General features: G+C 68.1%; 20 protein-coding genes. 12 read left to right on the plus strand and 8 right to left on the minus strand.

Going from position 1 to position 22,198, the window contains the following annotated elements:
• Window positions 1-71 precede the first annotated feature (71 nt).
• The 5 genes from creD (at window position 72) to Q0P60_RS01835 (ending at window position 5,610) form a co-directional block, all read left to right on the plus strand.
• Complete coding sequence (gene creD / locus Q0P60_RS01815) at window positions 72-1,391, plus strand: cell envelope integrity protein CreD (RefSeq protein WP_294987632.1); 1,320 nt, start codon at window positions 72-74, stop codon at window positions 1,389-1,391.
• Window positions 1,392-1,401: 10 nt separating this feature from the next.
• On the plus strand, window positions 1,402-1,812 hold the full coding sequence (locus Q0P60_RS01820) for a hypothetical protein (protein ID WP_294987634.1): 411 nt from the start codon (window positions 1,402-1,404) through the stop codon (window positions 1,810-1,812).
• 122 nt (window positions 1,813-1,934) lie between these two features.
• Window positions 1,935-3,527 (plus strand): M20/M25/M40 family metallo-hydrolase, encoded by a 1,593-nt coding sequence (locus Q0P60_RS01825; RefSeq protein WP_294987636.1) that lies wholly within the window; start codon window positions 1,935-1,937, stop codon window positions 3,525-3,527.
• 153 nt (window positions 3,528-3,680) lie between these two features.
• On the plus strand, window positions 3,681-5,084 hold the full coding sequence (gene gltX / locus Q0P60_RS01830; RefSeq protein WP_294987638.1) for a glutamate--tRNA ligase: 1,404 nt from the start codon (window positions 3,681-3,683) through the stop codon (window positions 5,082-5,084).
• Window positions 5,085-5,118: 34 nt separating this feature from the next.
• Window positions 5,119-5,610, plus strand: a complete 492-nt coding sequence (locus Q0P60_RS01835; RefSeq protein ID WP_004150412.1) for a Fur family transcriptional regulator — start codon at window positions 5,119-5,121, stop codon at window positions 5,608-5,610.
• Between the two features lie 64 nt (window positions 5,611-5,674).
• Here Q0P60_RS01835 and Q0P60_RS01840 read toward each other — a convergent pair whose 3' ends face one another.
• From Q0P60_RS01840 to Q0P60_RS01855, 4 genes are all read right to left on the minus strand, one after another.
• A complete protein-coding gene (locus Q0P60_RS01840; protein WP_294987641.1) occupies window positions 5,675-6,841 on the minus strand; it encodes an HlyD family secretion protein in 1,167 nt (388 codons plus the stop codon).
• Between the two features lie 10 nt (window positions 6,842-6,851).
• The gene (locus Q0P60_RS01845) at window positions 6,852-8,525 is read right to left on the minus strand and encodes an MFS transporter (RefSeq protein WP_294987643.1); all 1,674 of its coding nucleotides are present in this window, start codon (window positions 8,523-8,525) and stop codon (window positions 6,852-6,854) included.
• The gene (locus tag Q0P60_RS01850; RefSeq protein WP_294987645.1) at window positions 8,525-9,091 is read right to left on the minus strand and encodes a TetR/AcrR family transcriptional regulator; all 567 of its coding nucleotides are present in this window, start codon (window positions 9,089-9,091) and stop codon (window positions 8,525-8,527) included. The genes Q0P60_RS01845 and Q0P60_RS01850 overlap by 1 nt, the downstream gene beginning before the upstream one ends.
• Window positions 9,092-9,313: 222 nt before the next feature.
• Window positions 9,314-11,518 (minus strand): TonB-dependent receptor, encoded by a 2,205-nt coding sequence (locus tag Q0P60_RS01855; RefSeq protein ID WP_294987647.1) that lies wholly within the window; start codon window positions 11,516-11,518, stop codon window positions 9,314-9,316.
• A gap of 135 nt (window positions 11,519-11,653) precedes the next feature.
• Here Q0P60_RS01855 and Q0P60_RS01860 point away from each other — a divergent pair, with 135 nt between their 5' ends.
• Both Q0P60_RS01860 and Q0P60_RS01865 read left to right on the plus strand, forming a co-directional pair.
• Window positions 11,654-12,067, plus strand: a complete 414-nt coding sequence (locus tag Q0P60_RS01860; RefSeq protein ID WP_019338435.1) for a MerC domain-containing protein — start codon at window positions 11,654-11,656, stop codon at window positions 12,065-12,067.
• Window positions 12,068-12,177: 110 nt separating this feature from the next.
• Window positions 12,178-12,357 (plus strand): 30S ribosomal protein THX, encoded by a 180-nt coding sequence (locus Q0P60_RS01865; RefSeq protein ID WP_004150462.1) that lies wholly within the window; start codon window positions 12,178-12,180, stop codon window positions 12,355-12,357.
• Window positions 12,358-12,508: 151 nt separating this feature from the next.
• Here the strand turns inward: Q0P60_RS01865 and Q0P60_RS01870 are convergent, their stop codons facing one another.
• The 3 genes from Q0P60_RS01870 to Q0P60_RS01880 all read right to left on the minus strand — a co-directional run bounded on the left by Q0P60_RS01870 (window position 12,509) and on the right by Q0P60_RS01880 (window position 15,858).
• Complete coding sequence (locus Q0P60_RS01870) at window positions 12,509-13,759, minus strand: ectonucleotide pyrophosphatase/phosphodiesterase (protein WP_294987651.1); 1,251 nt, start codon at window positions 13,757-13,759, stop codon at window positions 12,509-12,511.
• Between the two features lie 132 nt (window positions 13,760-13,891).
• Window positions 13,892-14,383, minus strand: a complete 492-nt coding sequence (locus tag Q0P60_RS01875) for a methylated-DNA--[protein]-cysteine S-methyltransferase (protein WP_294987653.1) — start codon at window positions 14,381-14,383, stop codon at window positions 13,892-13,894.
• Window positions 14,380-15,858 (minus strand): DNA-3-methyladenine glycosylase 2, encoded by a 1,479-nt coding sequence (locus Q0P60_RS01880; protein ID WP_294987655.1) that lies wholly within the window; start codon window positions 15,856-15,858, stop codon window positions 14,380-14,382. The genes Q0P60_RS01875 and Q0P60_RS01880 overlap by 4 nt, the downstream gene beginning before the upstream one ends.
• Before the next feature lie 282 nt (window positions 15,859-16,140).
• Between Q0P60_RS01880 and Q0P60_RS01885 the strand changes: the two genes are divergently transcribed.
• The 4 genes from Q0P60_RS01885 (at window position 16,141) to ubiM (ending at window position 19,567) form a co-directional block, all read left to right on the plus strand.
• Window positions 16,141-17,304, plus strand: coding sequence for a hypothetical protein (locus Q0P60_RS01885; RefSeq protein ID WP_294987656.1), 1,164 nt, complete (start codon window positions 16,141-16,143; stop codon window positions 17,302-17,304).
• Between the two features lie 57 nt (window positions 17,305-17,361).
• Window positions 17,362-17,907 carry a DUF4019 domain-containing protein gene (locus tag Q0P60_RS01890; protein WP_294987658.1) on the plus strand — a complete coding sequence of 182 codons (546 nt, stop codon included), beginning with the start codon at window positions 17,362-17,364 and terminating at the stop codon, window positions 17,905-17,907.
• Window positions 17,908-17,918: 11 nt separating this feature from the next.
• Entirely contained in the window at window positions 17,919-18,308 is a 390-nt protein-coding gene (locus Q0P60_RS01895) for an MAPEG family protein (protein ID WP_294987660.1), read from the plus strand.
• Window positions 18,309-18,388: 80 nt separating this feature from the next.
• The gene (ubiM, locus tag Q0P60_RS01900; RefSeq protein WP_294987661.1) at window positions 18,389-19,567 is read left to right on the plus strand and encodes a 5-demethoxyubiquinol-8 5-hydroxylase UbiM; all 1,179 of its coding nucleotides are present in this window, start codon (window positions 18,389-18,391) and stop codon (window positions 19,565-19,567) included.
• Between the two features lie 25 nt (window positions 19,568-19,592).
• Here ubiM and Q0P60_RS01905 read toward each other — a convergent pair whose 3' ends face one another.
• Window positions 19,593-19,814: an RNA-binding S4 domain-containing protein gene (locus Q0P60_RS01905; RefSeq protein WP_006426190.1), complete on the minus strand. Its 222-nt coding sequence runs from the start codon at window positions 19,812-19,814 to the stop codon at window positions 19,593-19,595.
• A 265-nt stretch (window positions 19,815-20,079) separates the two neighbouring features.
• Between Q0P60_RS01905 and Q0P60_RS01910 the strand changes: the two genes are divergently transcribed.
• Entirely contained in the window at window positions 20,080-22,026 is a 1,947-nt protein-coding gene (locus tag Q0P60_RS01910) for a DEAD/DEAH box helicase (RefSeq protein ID WP_294987663.1), read from the plus strand.
• The last annotated feature ends 172 nt before the right edge of the window (window positions 22,027-22,198 follow it).

Here is a 22,198-nt window from a genome sequence, read left to right on the forward strand (position 1 = left end):
GCTTCAAATTCGCCACAAACCCTGCTCACCGCAGCGGTCCATCCTGCGGCCCTCTCCAACGAGGATGGACCATGAAATCCCTGAAGATGCTGCTGCGGTTCGCCATTGTCGGCGGGCTGATCCTGCTGCTGCTGGTGCCGTTGACGATGATCCGCGGGGTTATCAACGAACGCAGTGCGTACCGCGACGAGGCGTTCTCGCGGGTTGCCGACAGCCGTGCGGGCTCGCAGCGCCTGGTCGGTCCGGTGCGGGTGGTGCCCTGGGTGGAGCGCCAGCAGGTCGAGGTGGTCGACGCCAAGGGCAACAAGAAGACCGAGGTGCAGGTCAGCGAGGGCCACTGGCTGCAGATGCCGGCAACGCTGGACGTGGGCGGCGAGATGCTGCCGAGCCAGCGCGAGGTCGGCCTGTTCAAGGTGCCGGTATACAGCTGGAACGGCCAGCTGAAGGCGACCTTCGCCGCGGACGACTATCCCGTGAAGGCCGGCCGCAGCTACGGCCAGCCGTATGTGGCGCTGGGCGTTTCCGATGTGCGCGGGCTGGTCGGCACCCCGAACCTGCGCGTGGATGGCAAGCAGCTGCGATTGCTGCCGGGCGTGGGCGCGGCCAGCGAGGTCGGCCGTGGCCTGCATGCGCCGGTGGCCGGTTTCGCCGAGGACCACGGCGGTGCCCTGGCCGCCAGCACCGTGGAGCTGGAGCTGCGCCTTGACGGCAGCCGCATGCTGTCGGTAGTGCCGGTGGGCGATGACACCCACATCGCGCTGCGTTCGAGCTGGCCGCACCCCTCGTTCAGCGGCGCGTTCCTGCCGAATGAGCGTCGCGTTGATGCGCAGGGCTTCGATGCACGCTGGGCGGTGTCTTCGCTGGCCTCCGATGCCCAGCGCCAGCTGCGCGCCGACGGTGCCATCGATTCGCAGGCGGTGACGGTGTCGCTGGTCGATCCGGTTGATGCCTACACCCAGGCGGATCGTGCTTCGAAGTACGGCGTGCTGTTCGTACTGCTCACCTTCGTCGGCTTCATCCTGTTCGAGCTGATCAAGTCGCTGCGCATCCATCCGCTGCAGTACCTGATGGTGGGCCTGGCGCTGGCGATCTTCTTCCTGCTGCTGATCAGCCTGTCCGAGCACATCGCATTCTGGAAGGCCTATCTGGTTTCGGCGCTGGCCTGCATCGGCCTGCAGGCGGTGTATCTGGCCAACGTGCTGGGGCACTGGAAGCGTGGCCTTGGCTTTGCCGCGCTGCTGACCGTGCTGTATGGCGCGCTGTATGGCCTGCTGGTGTCGGAGAACAACGCATTGCTGATGGGATCGCTGCTGCTGTTCGTGATCCTGGCGCTGGCGATGTGGGTGACCCGCCGGGTCGACTGGTACGCGCTTGGCGCGGACCTGAAGTAAGGAGCACGACATGGGCTGGCGCCAGGGATTGCAGCAACGGGCACGGCAGGGCATTCCGGCCCTGCTGGAAGTGGATGCACTGCTGCAGGCACATGGCGTGCTGGCGGCCCTGCCGGGGGCACGGATCGCCCCCGGCCTGGTCCGCTTCCAGCTGGCCGCGGTGACCTGCGAGGGGTTGCGCGGCCAGGGCCTGGCCTGGTTGCAGGGTGCGCGGCAGGGACGCGGCGCGCTGGCCGGCACGGTGCCGCGCTACCGACGGTGGAGGGCCGGTGCCGAGGCGCTGGCCGAGATCGGCATCGCCGGGCTGCCGGATGACTGGCCGGCGCATGCGGCGGTGTACGGCTGCAGCAGCATCGACCGTCGGCACTGGTTGCTGCTGCTGCCGGAACGGGCGCAGCTGTGGCTGGGCTGGAGCGGGTGAGGTGGCCTGGCAGGTGCGAACCCATCACGCTCCTGCGCCCATGACCGATGGGACGGTATCGCAGCGCCCCTGCTGGCTAGACTCGTTGGCTGGATGAACGAGCCGAAGGGCAGGGGTGCGATGTGCTGAAGTGGGGCGTGCTGGCGGTAGCGCTGGCGATGGGTGGCAATGCAGGCGCGCAGCAGCGCGAGACGGTGGACCTGGACATGGTCAGCCGGATCCGCCAGGAGGCCTTCCACCGTTCGCAGGTGATGGACACCTTCAGCTACCTCACCGAACGCATCGGGCCGCGCCTGACCAACTCGCCGGCAATGGGGCGCGCCAACGCGTGGACCCGCGGCAAGTTCAACGAATGGAAGCTGGACAACGTCCACGACGAGGCCTTCGATGACTTCGGCCGTGGCTGGGAGTTCACTTCGGCCAGCGTGGAAATGCTGGGGGACCGCATCCAGCCGCTGCATGCGCTGCCGAAGGCGTGGACACCGGGTACGCAGGGGCCGGTCGAAGGCGAGCTGGTGCAGGTCGAGATCAAGAAGCCGGAAGACATCGAGAAGTATCGCGGCAAGCTGCGCGGCAAGATCCTGCTGCTGGGCGAGGCGCGCGAGTACAAGCGGGGCACCGAGCCGGATTCGCACCGGCATGACGCGACCTCGCTGGAAGGCCTGCAGGCGTTCACCCTGCCCAAGGACCAGGATGCGGCCGCCGAGCGCGCCAAGCGGGTCAAGGAGTACCAGGAGCGCCAGGTGCTGGCGACCAAGGTCAACGCCTTCTTCGTCGAAGAAGGCGCACTGGCTTCGATCAGCATCAGCAGCTGGGACAACGGCATCATCCGCGTTGCCGGCGGCGGCTCGCGCAAGGCCGGTGAACCGGTCGGCATCCCCGAACTGGCGATGATCAGCGAGCACTTCAATCCGCTGGTGCGTGCGCTGAAGGCCAAGCAGAGCGTGCGCCTGCGCGTGGACGTGGCCGCCCGCTTCACCGACGAGGCCAACCAGCCCGGCTACAACACGCTGGCCGAGATCCGCGGCAGCAGCCGGCCGGACGAAGTGGTGATGATCGGCGCGCACCTGGATTCCTGGCATAGCGGCACCGGCGCGGCCGACAACGCCGCGGGCGTGGCGGTGATGATGGAGGCGATGCGCATCCTCAAGGCGACCGGCGCCAAGCCGCGGCGCACCATCCGCGTGGCGCTGTGGAGTGGCGAAGAGCAGGGGCTGATTGGCTCACAGGCCTATGTGGCCAAGCATTTCGGCCAGTTCCCGGAACCTGCCGACGCGGCGCAGAAGGCGCTGCCGGCATCGTTGCGCGAGCCCACCGGTGCGCTGCAGAAGACCCGCGATTACAGCAAGTTCCAGGTCTACTTCAACATGGACAATGGCTCCGGCCGTTTCCGTGGCATCTATGCGCAGGAAAACCTGGCGGCGATGCCGATCTTCGAAGCCTGGCTGGCGCCGTTCCACGACGTCGGCGCGACCACCGTGGCCACGCGCAACACCGGCAGCACCGACCACATCAGCTTCGACCGCATCGGCCTGCCGGGCTTCCAGTTCATCCAGGACCGGCTGGACTATTTCACCAATGTCCATCACAGCCATCTGGACACCTGGGACCACGCCGAACCGGAAGACCTGAAGCAGGCCGCCGCGATCGTCGCCGCGTTCGCCTACAACGCCGCAATGCGCGAGCAACCCTTCCCGCGCAAGCCCGAACCCTGAAAAAGGGGACGGAGGGGATTAAGTCGTTTTCCCCCTCCGTGACCCCCGCTGGCCCGCGGGTGGGGCAATCGCGACTTAATCCCCTCCGTCCCCTTTTTCCGTGGGGGGCGGTGGGCTGGTAAAATCGGGGGATTCCCGTTCCTCGAGCCCTCCATGACCTGCCGCACCCGCTTCGCCCCCAGTCCCACCGGCTACCTGCACATCGGTGGTGCCCGCACCGCGCTGTACTGCTGGCTGGAGGCCCGCCACCGTGGCGGCGAGTTCGTGCTGCGCATCGAGGACACCGACCGTGAGCGCAGTACCCAGGGGGCGATCGACGCCATCCTGGAGGCGATGGACTGGCTGGGCCTGGATTACGACGAAGGCCCGATCTACCAGACCGAGCGCGTGGCCCGTTACCGCGAAGTGGCCGAGCAGCTGATCGCCGACGGCAAGGCGTACTACGCCTACGAGACCCGCGAAGAACTGGACGCGATGCGCGAGGCCGCCATGGCCAAGCAGGAAAAGCCGCGCTACAACGGCGCTGCGCGCGACCTGGGCCTGCCGTACCGGGAAGACCCGAACCGCGTCATCCGCTTCAAGAACCCGCTGCAGGGCACGGTGGTGTTCGACGACCTGATCAAGGGCCGCATCGAGATCGCCAACAGCGAGCTGGATGACATGGTCATCTTCCGCCCGGATGGCTACCCCACCTACAACTTCGCGGTGGTGGTGGACGACTGGGACATGGGCATCACCGAGGTCATCCGCGGTGACGACCACATCAACAACACCCCGCGCCAGATCAACCTGTACGAGGGCATCGGCGCGCCGGTGCCGAAGTTCGGCCACATGCCGATGATCCTGGACGAGCAGGGTGCGAAGCTGTCCAAGCGCACCGGCGCGGCCGACGTGATGCAGTACAAGGACGCCGGCTACCTGCCCGACGCGCTGCTGAGCTACCTGGCCCGCCTGGGCTGGTCGCACGGCGACCAGGAGCTGTTCAGCCGCCAGGAACTGATCGAGCTGTTCGACGTGAAGGACTGCAATTCCAAGGCCTCGCGCCTGGACATGGCCAAGCTGGGCTGGGTCAACCAGCACTTCCTGAAGACCGAGGAACTGGCGGCCATCGTGCCGCACCTGGTCTACCAGCTGCAGAAGCTGGGCCTGGACCTGGCCGCCGGCCCGGCCCCGGAGGACGTGGTGATTGCCCTGCGCGAGCGCGTGCAGACTCTGAAGGAAATGGCCGAGAAGGCCGTGGTCTGGTACCAGCCGCTGAACGAGTACGACGAAGCGGCGGTTGCCAAGCACTTCAAGGCCGGTGCCGAGGTGGCGCTGGGCAAGGCCCGTGAGCTGCTGGCGGCGCTGCCGGAATGGACCGCGGAAGCCGTCGGCGTGGCCCTGCACGATACCGCCGCGGCGCTGGAGATCGGCATGGGCAAGGTCGCCCAGCCGCTGCGCGTGGCGATCACCGGCACCCAGGTCAGCCCTGACATTTCCCACACCGTGTACCTGGCCGGCCGTGAGCAGGCCTTGAAACGCATTGATGTGGCCATCACCAAGGTAGCAGCGGCCTGAGGCATCCTTGCCAGGCCCGAACCGGAGAACACGCATGCCCGCCAAGACCGCCACTGCTTGCACCGCCCCGCACCACCACGTCCACGATGCATCGGATTTCGTGGCGGTGGTCGAGCGTGTCTCGCGCGAACGCGGGCTGCGCCTGACCCCGATCCGCGCCAATGTGCTGAAGCTGATCGCCGAGGCCGGCAAGCCGGTCAAGGCCTACGAGCTGCTGGAGTGGGTGCGCAACGGCAAGGGCGTGGGCGCTGATGCCCCGCCCACCGTGTACCGCGCGCTCGACTTCCTGATGGCCAACGGCTTCGTGCACAAGCTGGAATCGGTGAATGCCTTCGTGGCCTGCCATCACCCCAGCAGCGCCGCGCATTCGGTGCCGTTCCTGATCTGCAACAGCTGCCACAGTGCTGTGGAGCTGGAAGACCGCGAGATCGTCACCCAGCTGGAAAAGCGCGCCAAGGAACTCGGCTTCCAGCCGCAGGCACAGACCCTGGAAGTGCACGGGCTCTGCGCCCGCTGCGCCGGCTGAAGTAACGGGCGGGAATGGGGTCAGATCCGTTTGCCACGGGCAAAGGGATCTGACCCCGTTGACCTTACCGGGCCGCTGCCGGCTCCACCGCGGTATCCACCCGCGCAATCACCGACATACCCGGGCGCAGCCGCGCAGCCAGCGGCTGGTCCGGATCGATCGAGATCCGGATCGGCAGCCGCTGCACCACCTTGGTGAAGTTGCCGCTGGCATTGTCCGGGCGCAGCACGCTGAACTCGGAGCCGGTGGCCGGTGCGATCTGCTCCACGTGGCCGCGCAGCACCTGGCCCTGGAACGCATCCACCGCGAAAGTGGCCGGCTGCCCGATGCGCATCTGCCAGGTCTGGCCTTCCTTGTAGTTGGCCACTACCCACAGCGCGTCCGGTACCAGGAACAGCAGCTGCGAGCCGGCCGCCACGTACTGGCCCACGCGCACGCTGGCTTCGCTGATCTGGCCATCGCGCGGTGCATGGATCACCGTATTGGCCAGATCGATGCGGGCCAGCTCCAGCTGTGCCTGCGCGCTTTCCACCTGTGCTTCGAGGCTCTTGCGCGCGACCTGGGTCGAGACCAGCGTTTCCTCGGCGATGCGGATCTGCGCCTGCGACTGTTGAACGCTGGCCTGCGCCGAGGCCTGGCTGGTGCGGAACTTGTCGCGGTCGTTGACCGAGACCAGCTGCTGTGCGGCCAGTTCCTCGTAGCGCCGGGCCTCGTTGCGCGAGCGCTGCAGCTCGGCCTGGCCGGCTGACAGCGTGGCGTGTGCCGAGGCGATCTGCGCACGGTTCTGCGCCTGTGACTGGTCCGAGTTGGCCAGTGCGGCGCGGGCGCTGTCCAGCGTCGCCTGTGCCTGCGACACGCGTTGCGCGTAGATGCGGTCGTCGATGCGCAGCAGCGGTTCGCCCTTCTTCACGTGCTGGAAGTCCTTCACCAGCACCTCGGTGACGTAGCCATTCACCTGCGGCGCCATCACCGTGATCTGGCCGCGCACATAGGCGTTGTCAGTGACCATCACACTGCTGGTGAACGGCCACAGGTGCCAGGCGCGCAGGATCAGCGCGATGCCGAGCAGTGCCACGACCACCATCACCACCACGCTGCGTGCGCTGGGCTTGAGGTACTTGGGCGCGGCGGCCGGTGCGGCCGTAGTGGCGGCCGGCGCCGCATCGGTGGGCGGCGGCGGGGTGACGTTGTCGGCGTCGGTGTCGTCGGGGCGGGGCGGGACGGGAGGCATGGTGGTGGACTCAGCGGGGCGCGGCCGGTGAGGCCGCAGCGGGGGAGGCGGGGTGGCGCTTGCGCCATTGCTTGAGCACGGCGGTGCGCAGCGACAGCAGCAGCAACCAGCACAGGAAGCCGATCGCCAGCCAGCCGCTCAGGGTGAACACATCATTGAAGCCACGCACATTGGCTTCGCGGCGCGTGGTCTGCGCCAGCTGCGCGCTGCCCTGTGCACTGCGCAGCACGGGGTCGGTGACCTGCGCGGCGTACAGCTGCTGCTGGATGCGCAGGCGCTGCGCAACCACTGGGTCGGCCGGGTCGAGCTGGCTGGTCAGCGCGCTGGAGTACAGCTGTTCGCGATGCAGCTGGAAGGTACCGAGTACTGCCGAGCCGGCCAGGCCGCCCAGGGTCTGGGTGATCGACAGCGTCACCAGGAACGTGATCATGTGGTCCACGCCCTGTTTCAGCGCGGCGGAAATGCCGAGCATGATCAGCGGGCCCATGAACATGCCGGCACCGACCGAGGCCAGGAACTGGCTGACATAGAAGTCGTGTGGCCGGTCCAGGCTGGTGCGGTGCTGGTCGAAGAACGCGGCTGCACCGAGCAGCAGGATCGCCATCAGCAGCTGCGCGATCAGCCGCTTCGGGCCGAAGGTGAGCGATGCTGCCGCGATGCCGGTGACCACGCCGGCCAGGATCACCACGAACAGCGGACGCAGCTGGTCCGGGCCCATGCCCAGCGTGCGCATCAGGTTGACCACGCCGTAGGACTGCTCGGTGGTCAGGAAGCGGATCAGGAACGCGCCGACGATGAAGTGCAGTACCGGCAGGCTGGCCAGCCAACGCGTCTGCAGAAGAGGATTACGCCGGTAGTGTTCGATGATGAAGGCGGTGGTGGACAGCGCGATGGAAGCGACCAGCGACCAGCCCAGCCACGGCGTGTCGAGCCACCAGCGCGTATAGCCCTGCGCCAGCACCACCACCAGCAGGGCGACGGCCGGCGCGAGCAGGGCGAAGGTGAGGAAATCCAGCGGTTCGAACGCCTTCACCTGGATGCCCGGCGGCAGTTTCAGCACCACCACCGCGGCAAAGGCACACAGTGCGAGGCCGGCTTCGAACGAGTACAACTGGTGCCACTGGCCGGTATCGACCAGCCCCGGCGAGACGATCCAGGCAATCGGCACCGCCAGCTGCGAGAGGCCCACGCCGACCACCAGCAGGTTGCCGGTGAAGCGCCGCGGCAGGGCCTGCAGCATGTACAGCGTACCCAGCGTCGAACACGCGGCACCGGCGAATCCGCTGGCGGCGCGCGTCAGCAGGGTGGTCTCGAAGCTGCCGACGAACAGGTGCAGCACCGCCAGCGCCGCGTACAGGCCCAGGCCGATCTCGGCGAACAGGCGGATGCCGTACTGCTGGCGGAACTTGAACGCCAGCAGGTTGGCGGTGACGTTGACCATCGCGTAGGCCGCCACCAGCCAGCTGCCCTGGGTCGGGGTCAGCGCCAGCTGGCCCTGCAGGAACGGCAGGTTGGCAGTGACCAGCGCATTGCCGAGGCCGCCGGTGATCGCCACCAGCAGCGATACCAGCGCGTAGGCCACGCGCCGATAGGGCGGATGCCAGGGCATCGAGGCCGACCCGGGCATGGTCGGCTTTTCGTGCTCCTCCCAATCCGGAACCGGCTTCAGATACGGCTGGACCATCAGCGGGCCTCGCTGGCTGCTCCCTGGAGACCCCCGCGCAGCAGCTGCAGGGCGCGCCCGGCGAGTTGGGCGCGCTCGTCGCGGGTCTTGCCGCGCAGGGCGGCCCCCAGCATGCCCGAGATCAGCGAAATATCCGTCTTCTCCAGGTCGGCACGGCACAGGCCGGCGGCCTTGGCCCGCGCAATCGGTGCTTCCAGCAGGTCGCGCACGGTCTCGCGCGCGCTGCGCATGGCCGGCACTTCCGGATCGACCGCGCGCCAGTAATCGGCCAGCGCTGGCGAATCGATGATGCGTTGGGCCATGCCGTCGAAGACCTCGAACAGGGCGTCGTCGCGGTCGCCAAGCTGTTCGACCTGGCGCCGGATGCGGTCCACGGTCCGTTGCAGCAGGGCCTGGATCAGCGCGGTGCGATCGGGGAAGTTGCGGTACAGGGTGGCGCGGCCGACCTGGGCACGTTCGACCACCAGGTCCAGCGGGGCGGTGACGCCGTGTTGGCCGAAGACATGATCGGCGGCGTCGAGGATGAGGGCACGGCGGGCAGCAGCATCGGCACGTTGAGCGGTCATGGGTTTATTTTCGGACATTAATGTCCGGTTGGCGAGACGTTGAGTGACGGGATTGTCCGTTTGTTGTCGTACGCACATCTTTGTGACGTTCGTGTGATGGGTGTCGCAATAAAAAAGGGGGCCCGAAGGCCCCCCGCGAAATGGTCAGTGGATCCACGCCCGGCGTGGATGGGAGGGGGCAGAGCCCATTCCGCTGGAATGGGTCCCGACCCCGTTGCGCGGTCAGAAGAACGCGCGGATGCCGAACGCCACGCCACGGCCCGGCAGCGGCGAGTAGTCACGCAGCAACGAGGTGTGCGGGCGCACTTCGCGGTTGGTCAGGTTGCTGCCATCCAGGAACACCTCGTAGCTGTTGCTGGCGTTGCGATCCCAGCGGTAGGCCAGGTGCGCATCGACCAGGGTGTAGCCGTCGCTCGGCGCTTCGTTCTGGGCGACATCCTTCTGCCGGCTGTAGCGCACCGCGCCGACCGAGGCGCGCCAGCCGTCCTTCGACCAGCGCAGGTCGGCGCCGACGCGGGCCGGGGCGATGCGCGGCAGGTAGCCGGTGTTGGCCAGCACCACCGAGTAGTTGTGGTTGTGGTCGCCATGCGGCACGGCGATGTCCAGGTTGCGGCTGCCGCTGCCATCCAGCTTGGCCTTCACGTAGTCACCGAACAGGCGCAGGTCCCAGTCACCGGCGCCGCCTTCGAACAGGTGCACCAGGGCTTCGGCTTCGGCACCGCGGAAGACTGCATCCTGCTGCGTCCAGGCACGCACCGGCAGCCCTTCGGTAACCCCGGTGTCGGCTAGATAGATGAAGTTCTTGAACCTGGTCTGGTAGACCGAGGCGGAGAAGTCCAGGCGTTCGCCGTGGGTGTGGATGCCCAGTTCGATGCGCTGGCCGCGCTCGGTCTTCAGGTTGGCATCGCCGATTTCCAGCGAACGGGTGGCGATGTGCGCGCCAGCGGCATACAGCTCTTCATTGGTCGGCGCACGCTCGGAGCTGTCCACGCCGATGCGCAGGTCCACCGCATCGTTGAGCTTCCAGATACCGGCGGCAGACAGGTTGGTGGCGCCGAAGGTGCGGCGGCGGTAGTCACCGCTGGGATCCAGCTTGACCTGGTCGTGGCGGCCACCCAGTTCCAGCTTGAACGGGCCGAACTGCTTTTCCTGCAGCACGAACACGCCGATGTTGCGGGTGCCGGTATCCGGAACGAAGGCCTCTTCGCCCTTGGCACCGAAATCGCTGTTGCCGAACTGCAGGCCGAAGGCGCCGTCCCAGCCGCCGATCTGCTGCTGTACCGCTTCCAGGCGTGCTTCGATGCCGCGGTTGGTGAAGCGGGTGGACGGCGTGCCGGCTTCCAGTTCCACATGCTCGTAGTCGGTGTAGGCCACGCGTGCATTGATGTTCTTCAGGAACGACACCGGGTTGTAGATGCCGGCCTTGGTCTCGAAGCGGTTCTGCACCATGTCGATGCGCACGTCGTGCTCGTCACCGCCTTCCTCTTCGTCACCATGGTCGTGACCGTGGTCATGGCCATGATCATCGCCGTCGGCGTGCACGTGCGCGCCATTGGGAATGCCATAGTTGGTGCGGTAGGTGCTGGCCGAGACGCCGAAGTAGCCGCCTTCACCCAGCCAGGTTGCGCCGACACCGCCAGCGCGGGTCCGGATCGAGCTGTTGTCCAGGCGGCCACGGCGCGGTTCCTCGCCTTCGGCCGCATCATGGTCATGATCGTGGTCATGGTGGTCTTCAAGGCGGTCGATCACCGCGTAGCCGGGAATGCGGTAGTCGTCGCCATTGCGCACCAGGCCGTCCACGTGCAGCACGACATCGCCGCTGACGCCATCCAGGCGGAACATGCCGCTGCGCTCGTTGTTCACCGAATTGCCGCGCAGTTCGGCGCGGCCGCTGAGCGGACGCTCCGGCAGCTCGCGGGCGATGCGGCCATCCACCACGTTGACCGCGCCACCGATGGCGCCGCTGCCGAACAGCAGCGTGGCCGGCCCCTTCAGCACTTCGATCTGGTCGGCCAGGAACGGCTCGATGCTGGTGGCGTGGTCGGCGCTGACGGTGGAAGCGTCCATGTTGCCCATGCCGTTGGAGAGCACGGCCACGCGCGGGCCTTCCTGGCCGCGGATGATCGGGCGGCCGACGCCGGGGCCGAAGAACGTGCTCTGCACGCCCGGCAGCTTGGCCACGGTGTCACCGAGGGTGCCGGCCTTCTGTTCGTCCAGGCGCTCACCGGCCAGTACGTCCACCGGGCGCGCCAGCGATTCGGCATCGCCCTGCAGCGGCGAGGCGGTGACCTGCACCGACGACAACTCGGTCAGGTGGCGGTCACGGTGCGAGTCGTCGGCGGCGGCCGCGAACGCGGCCGAGGGCAGCAGGGCGGCGAGGGCCAGGGCCAGGGAATGCGGCTTGAACCGCGGGGTTGGGGCGGGCATGGGCAGGTCCTTTGTTACAATGTATCAATCGCTGGGCGCACGCATCCCGTCGGTGCGACAGGGGGAGGGAAACCGTGCGGGTCGGGAACTGATGTTATATTATTCCATAACGATTCGCCGACCCTGCTGGAAGTCATGTCCCTGTCCTCACGCCTGCGCCACCTGCTCGACCGTTTCGGCGCCACTGGTTCGATGCTGTGCGCGGTGCATTGCGCGGTGATCCCCGTGCTGCTGGCGGCGGCACCCTCGCTGGGCCTGTCGTTCTGGCTGAGCGATGGCGTGGAGCAGGCGCTGGTGGTGTTCGTGACCCTGCTCGGGCTGTTCAGCCTGGTCTGGGGCTACCGCCGGCACGGTGCGCTGCGTGCGCTGGGCTTCCTGATCCCCGGCCTGGTCGCGCTGTGGGCCGGCGTGCTGTACGACCCGCTGCACCACAACGCGGTGCCGCATGCGGTGGTGATGACCGTCGGTGGCCTGCTGGTGGGTGTCGCCCATCTGGTCAACCTGCGCCTCAACCACGGCCACGTGCACGACGCCAGCTGCGCGCACTAGGCGCTCCGTGATAGGATTTTCGATCGTGCGCGGGGGCGCCCAGCAAGGCGGCCCCGCCGAACCCGTGTCAGTACGGGGTAACCAGATTTCACACTTGAGGAGTTGAAGACATGGGTAAGGGTGACCGCAAGACCGCCAAGGGCAAGCGCTACAACGCCAGCTACGGCAACGCCCGTTCGCACACCGCGAGCAAGGTCGCCGTAGGCGCCGCCGCCCCGGTTGCCAAGAAGACCGTGGCCAAGGCTCCGGCGAAGAAGGCTGTGGCGAAGAAGGCCGTCGCCAAGGCCTGATCCGGCCGACCGACCGGTCCAAAGAAAAACGCGGCGCCTGGCGCCGCGTTTTTTTTGTGCCTGTCCGCAGGCCGGCGTGCGTCCTTGTAGCGCCGAGCCGATGCGCGCCCGGCCTGATGCAGCCGAGCGCAGGCCCGGCGCTACAGCCGGATCAGCGCAGGGCTTTCTTCAACGTTTCCGGATTGCCGTCGTTCGGCGCTGCCGGTACCTGCAGCAGATGGGCCAGCAGCGGATAGACATCGACGTTGTCGAAGCCATCGATCACCAGACCCTGCCGGAATGACGGGCCACGGGCCACGAACACCGCACGCATGGAGGGCAGGGCGTTGTCGTAGCCATGCGAGCCACGGTCCTGCTTGGAACGAGTGGCGATCCTGTCCCGGTGCAGCGCGTCCCAGCCCTCATCCATGGCACAGACGATGGCCGGAACCCGCGGATGCGTGCCGTAGTGCCAGCGCGGCGGCAGGTCCGCCTTCTTCCAGCACTGGTAATGCGGGTGGCGGCCGAGCAGGGCGCGTTCGGCCTCGGCTTCGCGGCCCGCTACCGGCACGAAACCCACCGATTGGCCCTGGCTGACATTGCGCGCGATGGCCGGATCGACCATCGACTCGGTCGCGATCACGTGGCCGTCGGCGACCGCGGCCATGCCATGGTCGGAGACCACGATCACATTGGTGGTCGCGGCCAGGCCGCGCTGCTGCAGGCCATCGAGCACCTGGCCGATGATCTGGTCGGCGCGCACGATGGCGTCCGCGTACTGCTGCGAGGCGGGACCGTAGTGGTGTCCCGCCTTGTCCACGTGCTCCATGTACAGGGTGGTCAGGCGTGGCGCATCGGCATCGGTCTGCGCCAGCCAGTCGAGGACGATGCCGGCGCGCTGCTCCAGCGGCTCCTTGCCGTCATACATGCGCCATTGGCTTGGGCGCACACCGCGGATCTCCGACTCGCTGCCCGGCCACGACGTGGTCGCCGTGCGCACGCCGACGTTTTCGGCGCCTACCCAGATCGGTTCGCCGCCCCACCAGCCACTGTTGGTGACCGCGTCGCGGTTGCTGAGTTCGAAACGCCCCAGCGCCGCATCGTCCATGCTGTTGTTGACGATGCCGTGGTGGTCCGGACGCAGGCCGGTGACGAGGGTGTAGTGGTTGGGGAAGGTCAGCGATGGATACGAGGGTGTCATCCAGCGTGCGCGCACGCCCCCGTCGATCAGCCGCTGCAGGTTCGGGGTCAGGCCGCGGTCCAGTGCGTCGGCGCGCAGGCCGTCGATGGAAATGAGCAGCAGCTTCGGCGGCGTGGCCGCAGCGACCGGCGTGGCCACGGAGGCGAAGGGGGCGGGCGCGGTGGTGCAGGCAGCCAACGGCAGCAGCAGCGCCAGCGCGCAGGTCAGGCGTACGGAAGTCATCCGCGCATGATAAGCCGGAGCAATGACGTACCAAAGACACGGTGCGCTATCGCGTGCCGTGCCTCCCGTCGTGGGGTCGGATCCTTTTTCCCGGGAAAAGGGATCTGACCCCGGTCTCCGTCGGGCTGCGGCTCAGGCGAACAGCGGGGCCTGGCGCTGTTCCAGGCGCAACAGCGCGGCCTTGGTTTCCAGGCCGCCACCGAAGCCGGTCAGCGCCCCATTGCTGCCGATCACGCGATGGCAGGGCAGGATGATCGGCAGCGGATTGCGGCCATTGGCCGCGCCGACCGCACGGGTTGCACTGGGCTGGCCCAGATGCTGCGCCAGCTGCAGGTAACTCCAGGTCTGGCCGAACGGAATCAGCGCCAGCGCCTGCCAGACGCGCAGCTGGAATGGCGTGCCGCGGGGGGCCAGCACAAGGTCGAACCGGCTGCGCTCGCCGTGCAGGAACTGCAGCAGCTGTTCGCGTGCTTCCGGCAGTGCGTCCGGCGCATGGTGCCAGTCGTCGCGACCGCGTGCCGGATGGCGGTTCTCCGGAAACAGCACATGTGCCAGGCCGCGCTCGTCACCGGCGATGGTCAGCACGCCGATCGGGCTGTCGAAACGGTCGAACAACAGCGTCATGTCGGTTCTCCAACGAAGGTGCCGGACAGGTGCCACAGGTGCAGCACGGCATAGGCGCGCCACGGACGCCACGGTTGCGAGCGCGCTTCGGTCGCGCGTTCGCTCAGGCGTTGGCCCTGCGCATGGCCGAGCACCTGCTGCAGCACCAGGTCGCCGGCCGGGAAGGCGTCGGGCTGGCCGAGCCCGCGCAGGGCGATGTACTGCGCGGTCCATGGGCCGATGCCCGGCAGCGCCACGCAGCGGGCAACGAAGTCCTCCAGCGCCTGGCCGGGCCCGAAGTCGAGCTGGCCGCTGGCGCAGGCTGCCGCCAGCGCACGTACGGTGGCGGCACGGCTGCGCGGCAGGCCGATCGATTCCAGTGGTGCCTCGGCCAGCACCTCGGGCGCCGGGAACTGGCGATTGAATTCCGGCGGCATGCCGGTCAGGTGCGCGCCATGCGCATCCACCAGTCGCCGCGCGAAGGTGGTGGCCGCAGCGACGCTGACCTGCTGGCCAAGCACCGCGCGCACGCCCACTTCGAAGCCATCCCAGCCACCGGGGACGCGCAGGCCGGGGCGCTCGGCGATAGCGCGCGCGAGCAGCGGTTCTTCGCCCAGCGCCGCGTGCACCTGCTGCAGGTCGGCGTCCAGGTCGAACACGCGGCGGACGCGGCGCACGATGTCCGGGATCAGGCGTGGATCGACCGCGCCCAGCTGCAGGCGCAGCTCCGGTCGCTTCGGATCGGCGGTGACCCGCAGCAGGGTCGGCCGTTCGGGCGTACCGAGCACGCGCTGGTAACTGTCTTCGCCGACCAGTTCGATGCCGGGCAGGCTGCGCTTGCGCAGGAAGGCCAGCATGCGCGGGAAATCCAGCGGCGGTCGGTACGCCAGGCGCAGCACCAGGCAGCCCTCGTCGGCGGCCAGTGGCTGATGCTGGCGGCGCAGCGCGGTGGGCGCCATGCCGCAGCCCTGCAGGAAAGCCGTGTTGAAACGACGCAGGCTGTTGTAGCCGGCGGCCAGTGCGACGTCGGTTACCGGCAGCGTGGTCTCGGTCAGCAGTTGCTTGGCCAGCAGCAGGCGGTGGGTGGCATGGATCTGCCCTGGCGTCGCGCCCAGATGCTCGACGAACAGCCGTTGCAGCTGGCGCGCGCTGAGTCCGATCTTCTGCGCCAGCTCCGCAACCGCTTGTTCCTGCAGGAAGCCGCCCTGGATCAGTGCCAGGGCGCGTTGCACGGCCTGCCCGGCGAGGGCCTGCTGCGCCTGCGGTGCCAGTTCGGGGCGGCAGCGCAGGCAGGGCCGGTAACCGGCCGCGGCGGCCGCAGCGGCGGTCGGGTAGTAGGTGATGTTGCGTGGTTTCGGCGGCGGTGCCGGGCACACCGGGCGGCAGTAGATGCCGGTGCTGCGCACGGCGGTGAAGAACACGCCGTCGAAGCGTGCGTCGCGGGCCAGGCGGGCGCGGTCGCAGGCGGCGGTGTCGAGGGCAAGGGCGGTGTCCATGGCGCCAGTCTAGGCCTCTGCCGGGGGCAATACTCGCCGGATTCGGACATGGATGCTGAAGGGGGTTCGGCAGGGCTGCGCCTGCGCTGCTGTTGGTGGCTGTCGACCTGGGTCGACGCGGTAGATCCACGCCCTGCGTGGCTGGGGTGGTGGGCGACGGATAGCCGTCGAGCTCGGTCGACACGCATTCTCCAGGGTCAGAGGGGGTTCAGTGCCACGCGCTGAATGCGGGTCGCGGACGGGTAGACTGTGGCCCTTGCTCCCATGAATCCCGGTTGCCCGATGTCCGCCAAATTCCGCTGGTTGCCCGTGTTGTGCCTGGCCCTGGCGGGCTGCAGTCAGCTGGAGAACCCGGGCAACGTGACCGCCGCCGACAAGGCCGCACGGGCGCCGGCCAGCGATGGCGAGAACATGGTGTCGATCAATGCCGCCGATGCGCCCCCGCCGCCGGCGCCGCCGCACAGTCGTGCCGATCGGCCGTGGCCGCAGGCGCAGCTGGAGAACGGCCGCGCGTGGGTCAGCTGCAGTACCGAATATGCCGGCGATGCCGGCGATGGCGTCGAGCTGGAAGGCCTGCAGCGCGAACAGGTCACGCAGGCGCTGGCACCGTGTGCCGAGCGCGGCCTGATGCGTGTGCGCTATTCCGGCAAGATCAATCCGGGCTTCGCCGAAATGATGTGGCGGCTGGCAGTGGTGGCCGACGAACAGAAGATCCACAAGCGCATCCTCGATCTGGATTCCAGCGGTGGCCAGGTCGAGTCGGCAATCGTCGCCGGTGACAGCATCGGTGAGTCGGGCTGGACCATCTGGGTGCGCGAGGGCTCGATCTGTCACAGTGCCTGCGTGTTCGTGCTTGCCGCCGGTGACAACCGGCTGCTGTCGGGCAAGGTCGGCATCCACCGCATGATGCGGATCAGCTCCAAGGCCACGTCGCGCGCCGAGCTCAACCGGGAGCTGCACGAGGTCTATGACAACGTGAAGGACTACCTTCAGCGCAACGGCGTGGCGGTGGGGGTGGCCGACCTGATGATGACCGTGCCCAACCGCAGCCTGCGCCTGCTGACACCGGACGAGCTGCGCCAGTACGGCCTGGATGGTACCAATGCGGTGCAGGATGACCTGGAGCGGATCAAGCAGATGCGCGCCTGTGGCGATGATTTCGTGCAGCGCAAGGACGCCTTCCTGATCGCCTTCGATCAGCAGTGCAAGCGCGAAGGCGCCGACATGGAATCGATCAACAGCTGCGGGCAGGCGCTGAAACAGCGCTTCGGCTTCCCGGATGCGGTGTGCCCGGAAGAAAGCCCGCTGTCGGAGATCGATGTGGCGACGCTGCCGCCGGCGCCGTCCGCGCCGCCGCCGGTGGCCGAGCAGGCGCCGGCAGACGCCGCCAGGCCTGCCGCGCAGGCCGATGCGGCGACAGTGGAAGGCAGCGCCCACGCACGCTGACGGATGGCTCACCGAGCTGGCGTAGACTGCGGTTCTTTCCGAGAACCGGCGGTGTCCATGAAGCGCGTGCTCCTGCTGCTGTCCCTGATGCCCCTGACCGTGCTGGCGCAGGTTCCTGTGCCCGCCACGCCCGCACCGGCGCCGGCGCGTCCGGCGCCGGCTTCGCCGGCGGCTGCGAAGCCGGCCACGGCCGCCGCACCGGCATTGAGCGCCGCGCAGCAGGCGCAGGTGCAGAAACAGGATGCGGAAATGGGCGCCGCCGCAGCGAAAGTGGCGCAGCTGGTCGATGCCAACCGCGCCGGTGAACTGTGGGAGGGCGCCTCGGCGGTCGCGCGCCGTGCCGTACCGAAGGCGGCCTTCGTCAGCCAGCTGACCAGTGAACGTGGACGCCTGGGCGCACTGGCCGGCAGAGGCCAACCGACCATCACCCGGGTCAAGTACGCTGCGGGTGCCGCCGTGCCGGAAGGGCTGTACATCAACGTCAGCTTCCCGACCCGTTTCGCCAACAGCGCGCAGCCGGTGCGCGAACTGGTCTCGTTCCGTTTCGACGAGGACCAGGTGTGGCGCCTGGCCGGCTACAGCCTGCGCGCATCGGCGCCCTGAGGAGAGCCGCGATGGCGACTGAACTGACGATGCTGGCCTGGTCGGTGCTGCTGGGCTTCGTCTCGATCTTCGCGACCTCCACCGTGGTTACCCGTGAGCGTGGCCTGAAGTGGAACGCCTCGGCGCGCGATGGCGAAGCGCGGCCGCTGAGCCCGCTGGCGGGCCGCCTGCAGCGGGCCCAGGCCAACTTCCTGGAGACCTTCCCGTTCTTCGCCGCCGCCGCGATTGCGGTGGTGCTGGCCGGGCGCAGCAACGACACCACCGCGCTGGCCGCGCAGGCCTATTTCTGGGCACGCGTGGTCTACCTGCCGTTGTATGCAGCAGGCGTGCCCTACGTGCGCAGCCTGGTCTGGGCGGTGTCGCTGCTGTCGATCCTGGCGCTGGTGTTCGCCCTGTTGTGATCCGCGCCTGATCCAGATCAAGGCCAGTCAGTTGCGCAGCGCTATGCTGGCCCGGACTGAATCAACGGCAGGAGGCGCGCATGCGCAGGATGGACGTGCTGGTGGTCGGCGCCGGACCGGCGGGCCTGTGCTTTGCGCGCGCGCTGGCCGGCAGTGGTCTGCAGGTCGGGCTGGTGGACGTGCAGCCGCGCCAGGCCCTGGCCGAGGCCGCGTTCGATGGCCGTGAGATCGCGCTGACCCATGCCTCGCGGCAGAGCCTGGAACACCTTGGCCTGTGGCAGCGCCTGGCGCAGGCCGAAGTGGCCGAGCTGCGCGATGCCAGGGTGATGAACGGCGGCTCGCCGTTCGCGTTGACGTTCGCCAGCAGCCAGCGCGATGGCCAACCGCTGGGCTGGCTGGTACCGAATCACCTGATCCGCCGCGCCGCATGGGAGGCTGTGCAGGGTCAGGAGGGTCTGGAACTGTTCGATGGACGCAAGGTACTGGGCGTGCAGGCGGACGCGCAGGGCCATGCGGTGACGCTGGATGACGGCAGCACGTTGCACGCACGGCTGCTGGTGGCGGCCGACAGCCGCTTCTCCGCGACCCGGCGCATGCTCGGCATCGGTGCGCAGATGCGCGACTTCGGCAAGTCGATGCTGGTGTGCCGCATGCAGGTCGAGCGCGACCACCACCACACCGCGTGGGAGTGGTTCGGTTACGGCCGCACCATGGCGCTGCTGCCGCTCAACGAGGGCCAGGCATCGGCGGTGATCACGCTGCCGCCGCGGCAGATCGAGGAACTGCTGGCAATGGACGAGGTGGTTTTCGGCGAGGCCATCAGCGGCTTCTTCGAACACCGCCTGGGACGGATGCAGCCGGTGGCCACGCCGCAGGCGTATCCCTTGGTAGGGGTGTACGCGCACCGTTTCGCCGGCGAGCGTGCGGCGCTGGTCGGTGATGCGGCGGTGGGCATGCACCCGGTCACTGCGCATGGCTTCAACCTGGGCCTGGCCAGCGCGCAGCGGTTGGCGCAGGGCATCGTCGCGCAGCAGCGCCGCGGTGCCGACATTGCCGCCGACGCGATGCTGGCCAGCTACCAGCGCGGCCATCGGCTGGCGTCGCGGCCGTTGTACGAGGCCACCAATGCGATCGCCAGCCTGTACACCGACGACCGCCGCCCGGCGCGCCTGCTGCGTGCGGCCGGGCTGCGCGTGGCGCAGGGCGTGGCACCGTTCCGGCAGCTGATCGCCTCGCACCTGACCCAGCGCGTGGCCTGAACCGGTTCAGATCAGTCCGTTCAGGTCAGCCGGCAGCCAGGACCCGGATCTGGCTGTCGGCGAATTCGACCACCTGGCCTGCGCGGATCTTGCAGGCCTTGCGCAGTTCGACCTCGCCATCGACCAGGACCTGGCCTTCGCTGATGACCATCTTGGCTTCGCCGCCGCTGGTGACCAGGTCGGCCAGCTTGAGCAGCTGCTTGAGTTCGACGTAGTCGCCGTCGAGGTCGAATTCGAGAATCTGCATGGAACGGGTTTCCTGGGAAAGGGCGCGGGCCAGCGGCCGGGCCGGGGAAGAGGGCGCGTATTGTGCGCCAGCGCGGGCATGACGGCACGCGCACGACAAGCTGTACGCCTTGTTCAGGAACGATGCGGTATCATTCCGCTCTGAGCGAGTGAAATCTCCTCCGACCGAGCAGCGCCAGGGCACGCGATAAGAAGGGCGCCCAAAGCGCGGACCATCCCTTTTTTATCGCACTGCCAGGAAGACGGCAGTGCCTTCGGAGTTCCCCATGTCCCAAGATTCCCAAGCGCCGCTGCAGTTTGCGCAGCTCGGCCTGTCCGAGCCCGTGATGCAGGCGGTTACCGCCATCGGCTACGAAACCCCGTCGCCGATCCAGGCCGCCACCATTCCGGCGATGCTGGAAGGCCGCGACGTGCTGGGCCAGGCCCAGACCGGCACCGGCAAGACCGCCGCGTTCGCACTGCCGGTACTGTCCAACATCGACCTGCAGCAGATCAAGCCCCAGGCCCTGATCCTGGCACCGACCCGCGAACTGGCCATCCAGGTCGCCGAGGCGTTCCAGTCCTATTCGTCGAAGATTCCGGGCTTCCGCGTGCTGCCGGTGTACGGCGGCCAGCCGTATGGCCAGCAGCTGTCGGCCCTGCGCCGCGGCGTGCACATCGTGGTCGGTACCCCCGGCCGCGTGATCGACCACCTGGACCGCAGCACCCTGGACCTGTCCGAGCTGAAGACGCTGGTGCTGGACGAAGCCGACGAAATGCTGCGCATGGGCTTCATCGACGATGTCGAAGCCGTGCTGAAGAAGCTGCCGGAGCAGCGCCAGGTGGCGCTGTTCTCGGCCACCATGCCGCCGCAGATCCGCCGTATCGCGCAGACCTACCTGCAGGATCCGGTGGAAGTGACCATCGCGGCCAAGACCACCACCTCGGCCAACATCCGCCAGCGCTACTGGTGGGTGAGCGGCATGCACAAGCTGGATGCGCTGACCCGCATCCTGGAAGTGGAGCCGTTCGACGCGATGATCATCTTCGCGCGTACCAAGGCCGGCACCGAAGAACTGGCCAGCAAGCTGCAGGCGCGTGGCCTGGCGGCGGCGGCGATCAACGGTGACATGCAGCAGGCCCAGCGTGAGCGCACCATCGCCATGCTGAAGGAAGGCAAGCTGGACATCCTGGTGGCCACCGACGTGGCTGCCCGCGGCCTGGACGTGGAGCGCATCAGCCACGTGCTGAACTACGACATCCCGTACGACACCGAAAGCTACGTGCACCGCATTGGCCGTACCGGCCGTGCTGGCCGCAGCGGTGAGGCGATCCTGTTCGCCACCCCGCGCGAGAAGGGCATGCTGCGCCAGATCGAGCGCGCCACCCGCCAGCCGATCGAGGAAATGCAGCTGCCGAGCGTGGAAGCGGTCAACGACACGCGCATCAGCAAGTTCACTTCGCGCATCAGCGAAACGCTGGGTGCCGGTGGCCTGGACTTCTATCGCCAGCTGCTGGAACGCTTCGAGAACGAGCAGAACGTGCCGGCCATTGAAGTCGCCGCGGCGCTGGCGAAGATGCTGCAGGGTGACACGCCGTTCCTGCTGCAGCCGCCGGTGCGTGCGCCGCGTGAAGAGCGCGCGCCGCGTGAGCGCTTCGACCGTGGCGACCGCCCGGAGCGCGGCGATCGTTTCGACCGCAACGAGCGGGGTCCGCGTTTCGAGCGTGGCCCGCGTCGTGACGACGCCGAGGGTGGCTTCGAGCAGCGTCCGCGCCGCGAGGTTCCGCCGCGTGGTGCGCCGGAGCAGGGCATGGAGACCTACCGCATCTCGGTGGGCCACCAGCATGGCGTGAAGCCGGCCAACATCGTCGGCGCCATCGCCAACGAAGCCGGCCTGGAAAGCCGCTACATCGGCCGCATCGACATCCACGACGACTTCTCGCTGCTGGACCTGCCGGCACAGATGCCGCAGGACGTGCTGACCCACCTGCAGAAGGTGTGGGTGTCCGGCCAGCAGCTGCAGATGCGCCCGCTGGCGGCCGGTGAAGAGATCAATCCGGCCCCGCGTCCGTTCAAGCCGCGCTTCGACAAGCGCGGTCCGGGCGGCCCGGGTGGCCCGCGTCGTGGCGGTCCGGGTGGTCCGGGTGGTCACGGTGGCGATCGCGGCGGTGACCGCGACAGCCGCCCGCCGCGTCGTGACGGCTTCAAGCCGCGCGGCCCGCGCAGCTACTAAGCCGCACAGCCGTCCACAGCAACGCCAGCCCCGGGCTGGCGTTCAAAAAAGGGGACGGAGGGGATTAAGTCGTTTCTGGCAAGCCGCGCGCTTATGCCAGAAACGACTTAATCCCCTCCGTCCCCTTTTTTTCGCATGGCCAACACATTCCCGGTCCTAGGCTGAGCCGGTT

Origin of the sequence: uncultured Stenotrophomonas sp., from assembly GCF_945952405.1 — a bacterium.
Classification (GTDB): Bacteria; Pseudomonadota; Gammaproteobacteria; order Xanthomonadales; family Xanthomonadaceae; genus Stenotrophomonas.

Bases quoted from the DNA above. Each gene is read 5' to 3' on its own strand.
- Q0P60_RS01860 (WP_019338435.1), top strand. From the start codon at position 11,654: ATGTCCCTGTCCTCACGCCTGCGCCACCTGCTCGACCGTTTCGGCGCC.
- Q0P60_RS01905 (WP_006426190.1), bottom strand. From the start codon at position 19,814: ATGCAGATTCTCGAATTCGACCTCGACGGCGACTACGTCGAACTCAAG.
- creD (WP_294987632.1), top strand. From the start codon at position 72: ATGAAATCCCTGAAGATGCTGCTGCGGTTCGCCATTGTCGGCGGGCTG.
- Q0P60_RS01875 (WP_294987653.1), bottom strand. From the start codon at position 14,383: ATGACGCTGTTGTTCGACCGTTTCGACAGCCCGATCGGCGTGCTGACC.
- Q0P60_RS01870 (WP_294987651.1), bottom strand. From the start codon at position 13,759: ATGACTTCCGTACGCCTGACCTGCGCGCTGGCGCTGCTGCTGCCGTTG.
- Q0P60_RS01885 (WP_294987656.1), top strand. From the start codon at position 16,141: ATGTCCGCCAAATTCCGCTGGTTGCCCGTGTTGTGCCTGGCCCTGGCG.
- Q0P60_RS01845 (WP_294987643.1), bottom strand. From the start codon at position 8,525: ATGGTCCAGCCGTATCTGAAGCCGGTTCCGGATTGGGAGGAGCACGAA.
- Q0P60_RS01895 (WP_294987660.1), top strand. From the start codon at position 17,919: ATGGCGACTGAACTGACGATGCTGGCCTGGTCGGTGCTGCTGGGCTTC.
- Q0P60_RS01865 (WP_004150462.1), top strand. From the start codon at position 12,178: ATGGGTAAGGGTGACCGCAAGACCGCCAAGGGCAAGCGCTACAACGCC.
- Q0P60_RS01910 (WP_294987663.1), top strand. From the start codon at position 20,080: ATGTCCCAAGATTCCCAAGCGCCGCTGCAGTTTGCGCAGCTCGGCCTG.
- Q0P60_RS01880 (WP_294987655.1), bottom strand. From the start codon at position 15,858: ATGGACACCGCCCTTGCCCTCGACACCGCCGCCTGCGACCGCGCCCGC.
- Q0P60_RS01850 (WP_294987645.1), bottom strand. From the start codon at position 9,091: ATGACCGCTCAACGTGCCGATGCTGCTGCCCGCCGTGCCCTCATCCTC.
- Q0P60_RS01890 (WP_294987658.1), top strand. From the start codon at position 17,362: ATGAAGCGCGTGCTCCTGCTGCTGTCCCTGATGCCCCTGACCGTGCTG.
- Q0P60_RS01835 (WP_004150412.1), top strand. From the start codon at position 5,119: ATGCCCGCCAAGACCGCCACTGCTTGCACCGCCCCGCACCACCACGTC.
- gltX (WP_294987638.1), top strand. From the start codon at position 3,681: ATGACCTGCCGCACCCGCTTCGCCCCCAGTCCCACCGGCTACCTGCAC.
- ubiM (WP_294987661.1), top strand. From the start codon at position 18,389: ATGCGCAGGATGGACGTGCTGGTGGTCGGCGCCGGACCGGCGGGCCTG.
- Q0P60_RS01840 (WP_294987641.1), bottom strand. From the start codon at position 6,841: ATGCCTCCCGTCCCGCCCCGCCCCGACGACACCGACGCCGACAACGTC.
- Q0P60_RS01855 (WP_294987647.1), bottom strand. From the start codon at position 11,518: ATGCCCGCCCCAACCCCGCGGTTCAAGCCGCATTCCCTGGCCCTGGCC.
- Q0P60_RS01820 (WP_294987634.1), top strand. From the start codon at position 1,402: ATGGGCTGGCGCCAGGGATTGCAGCAACGGGCACGGCAGGGCATTCCG.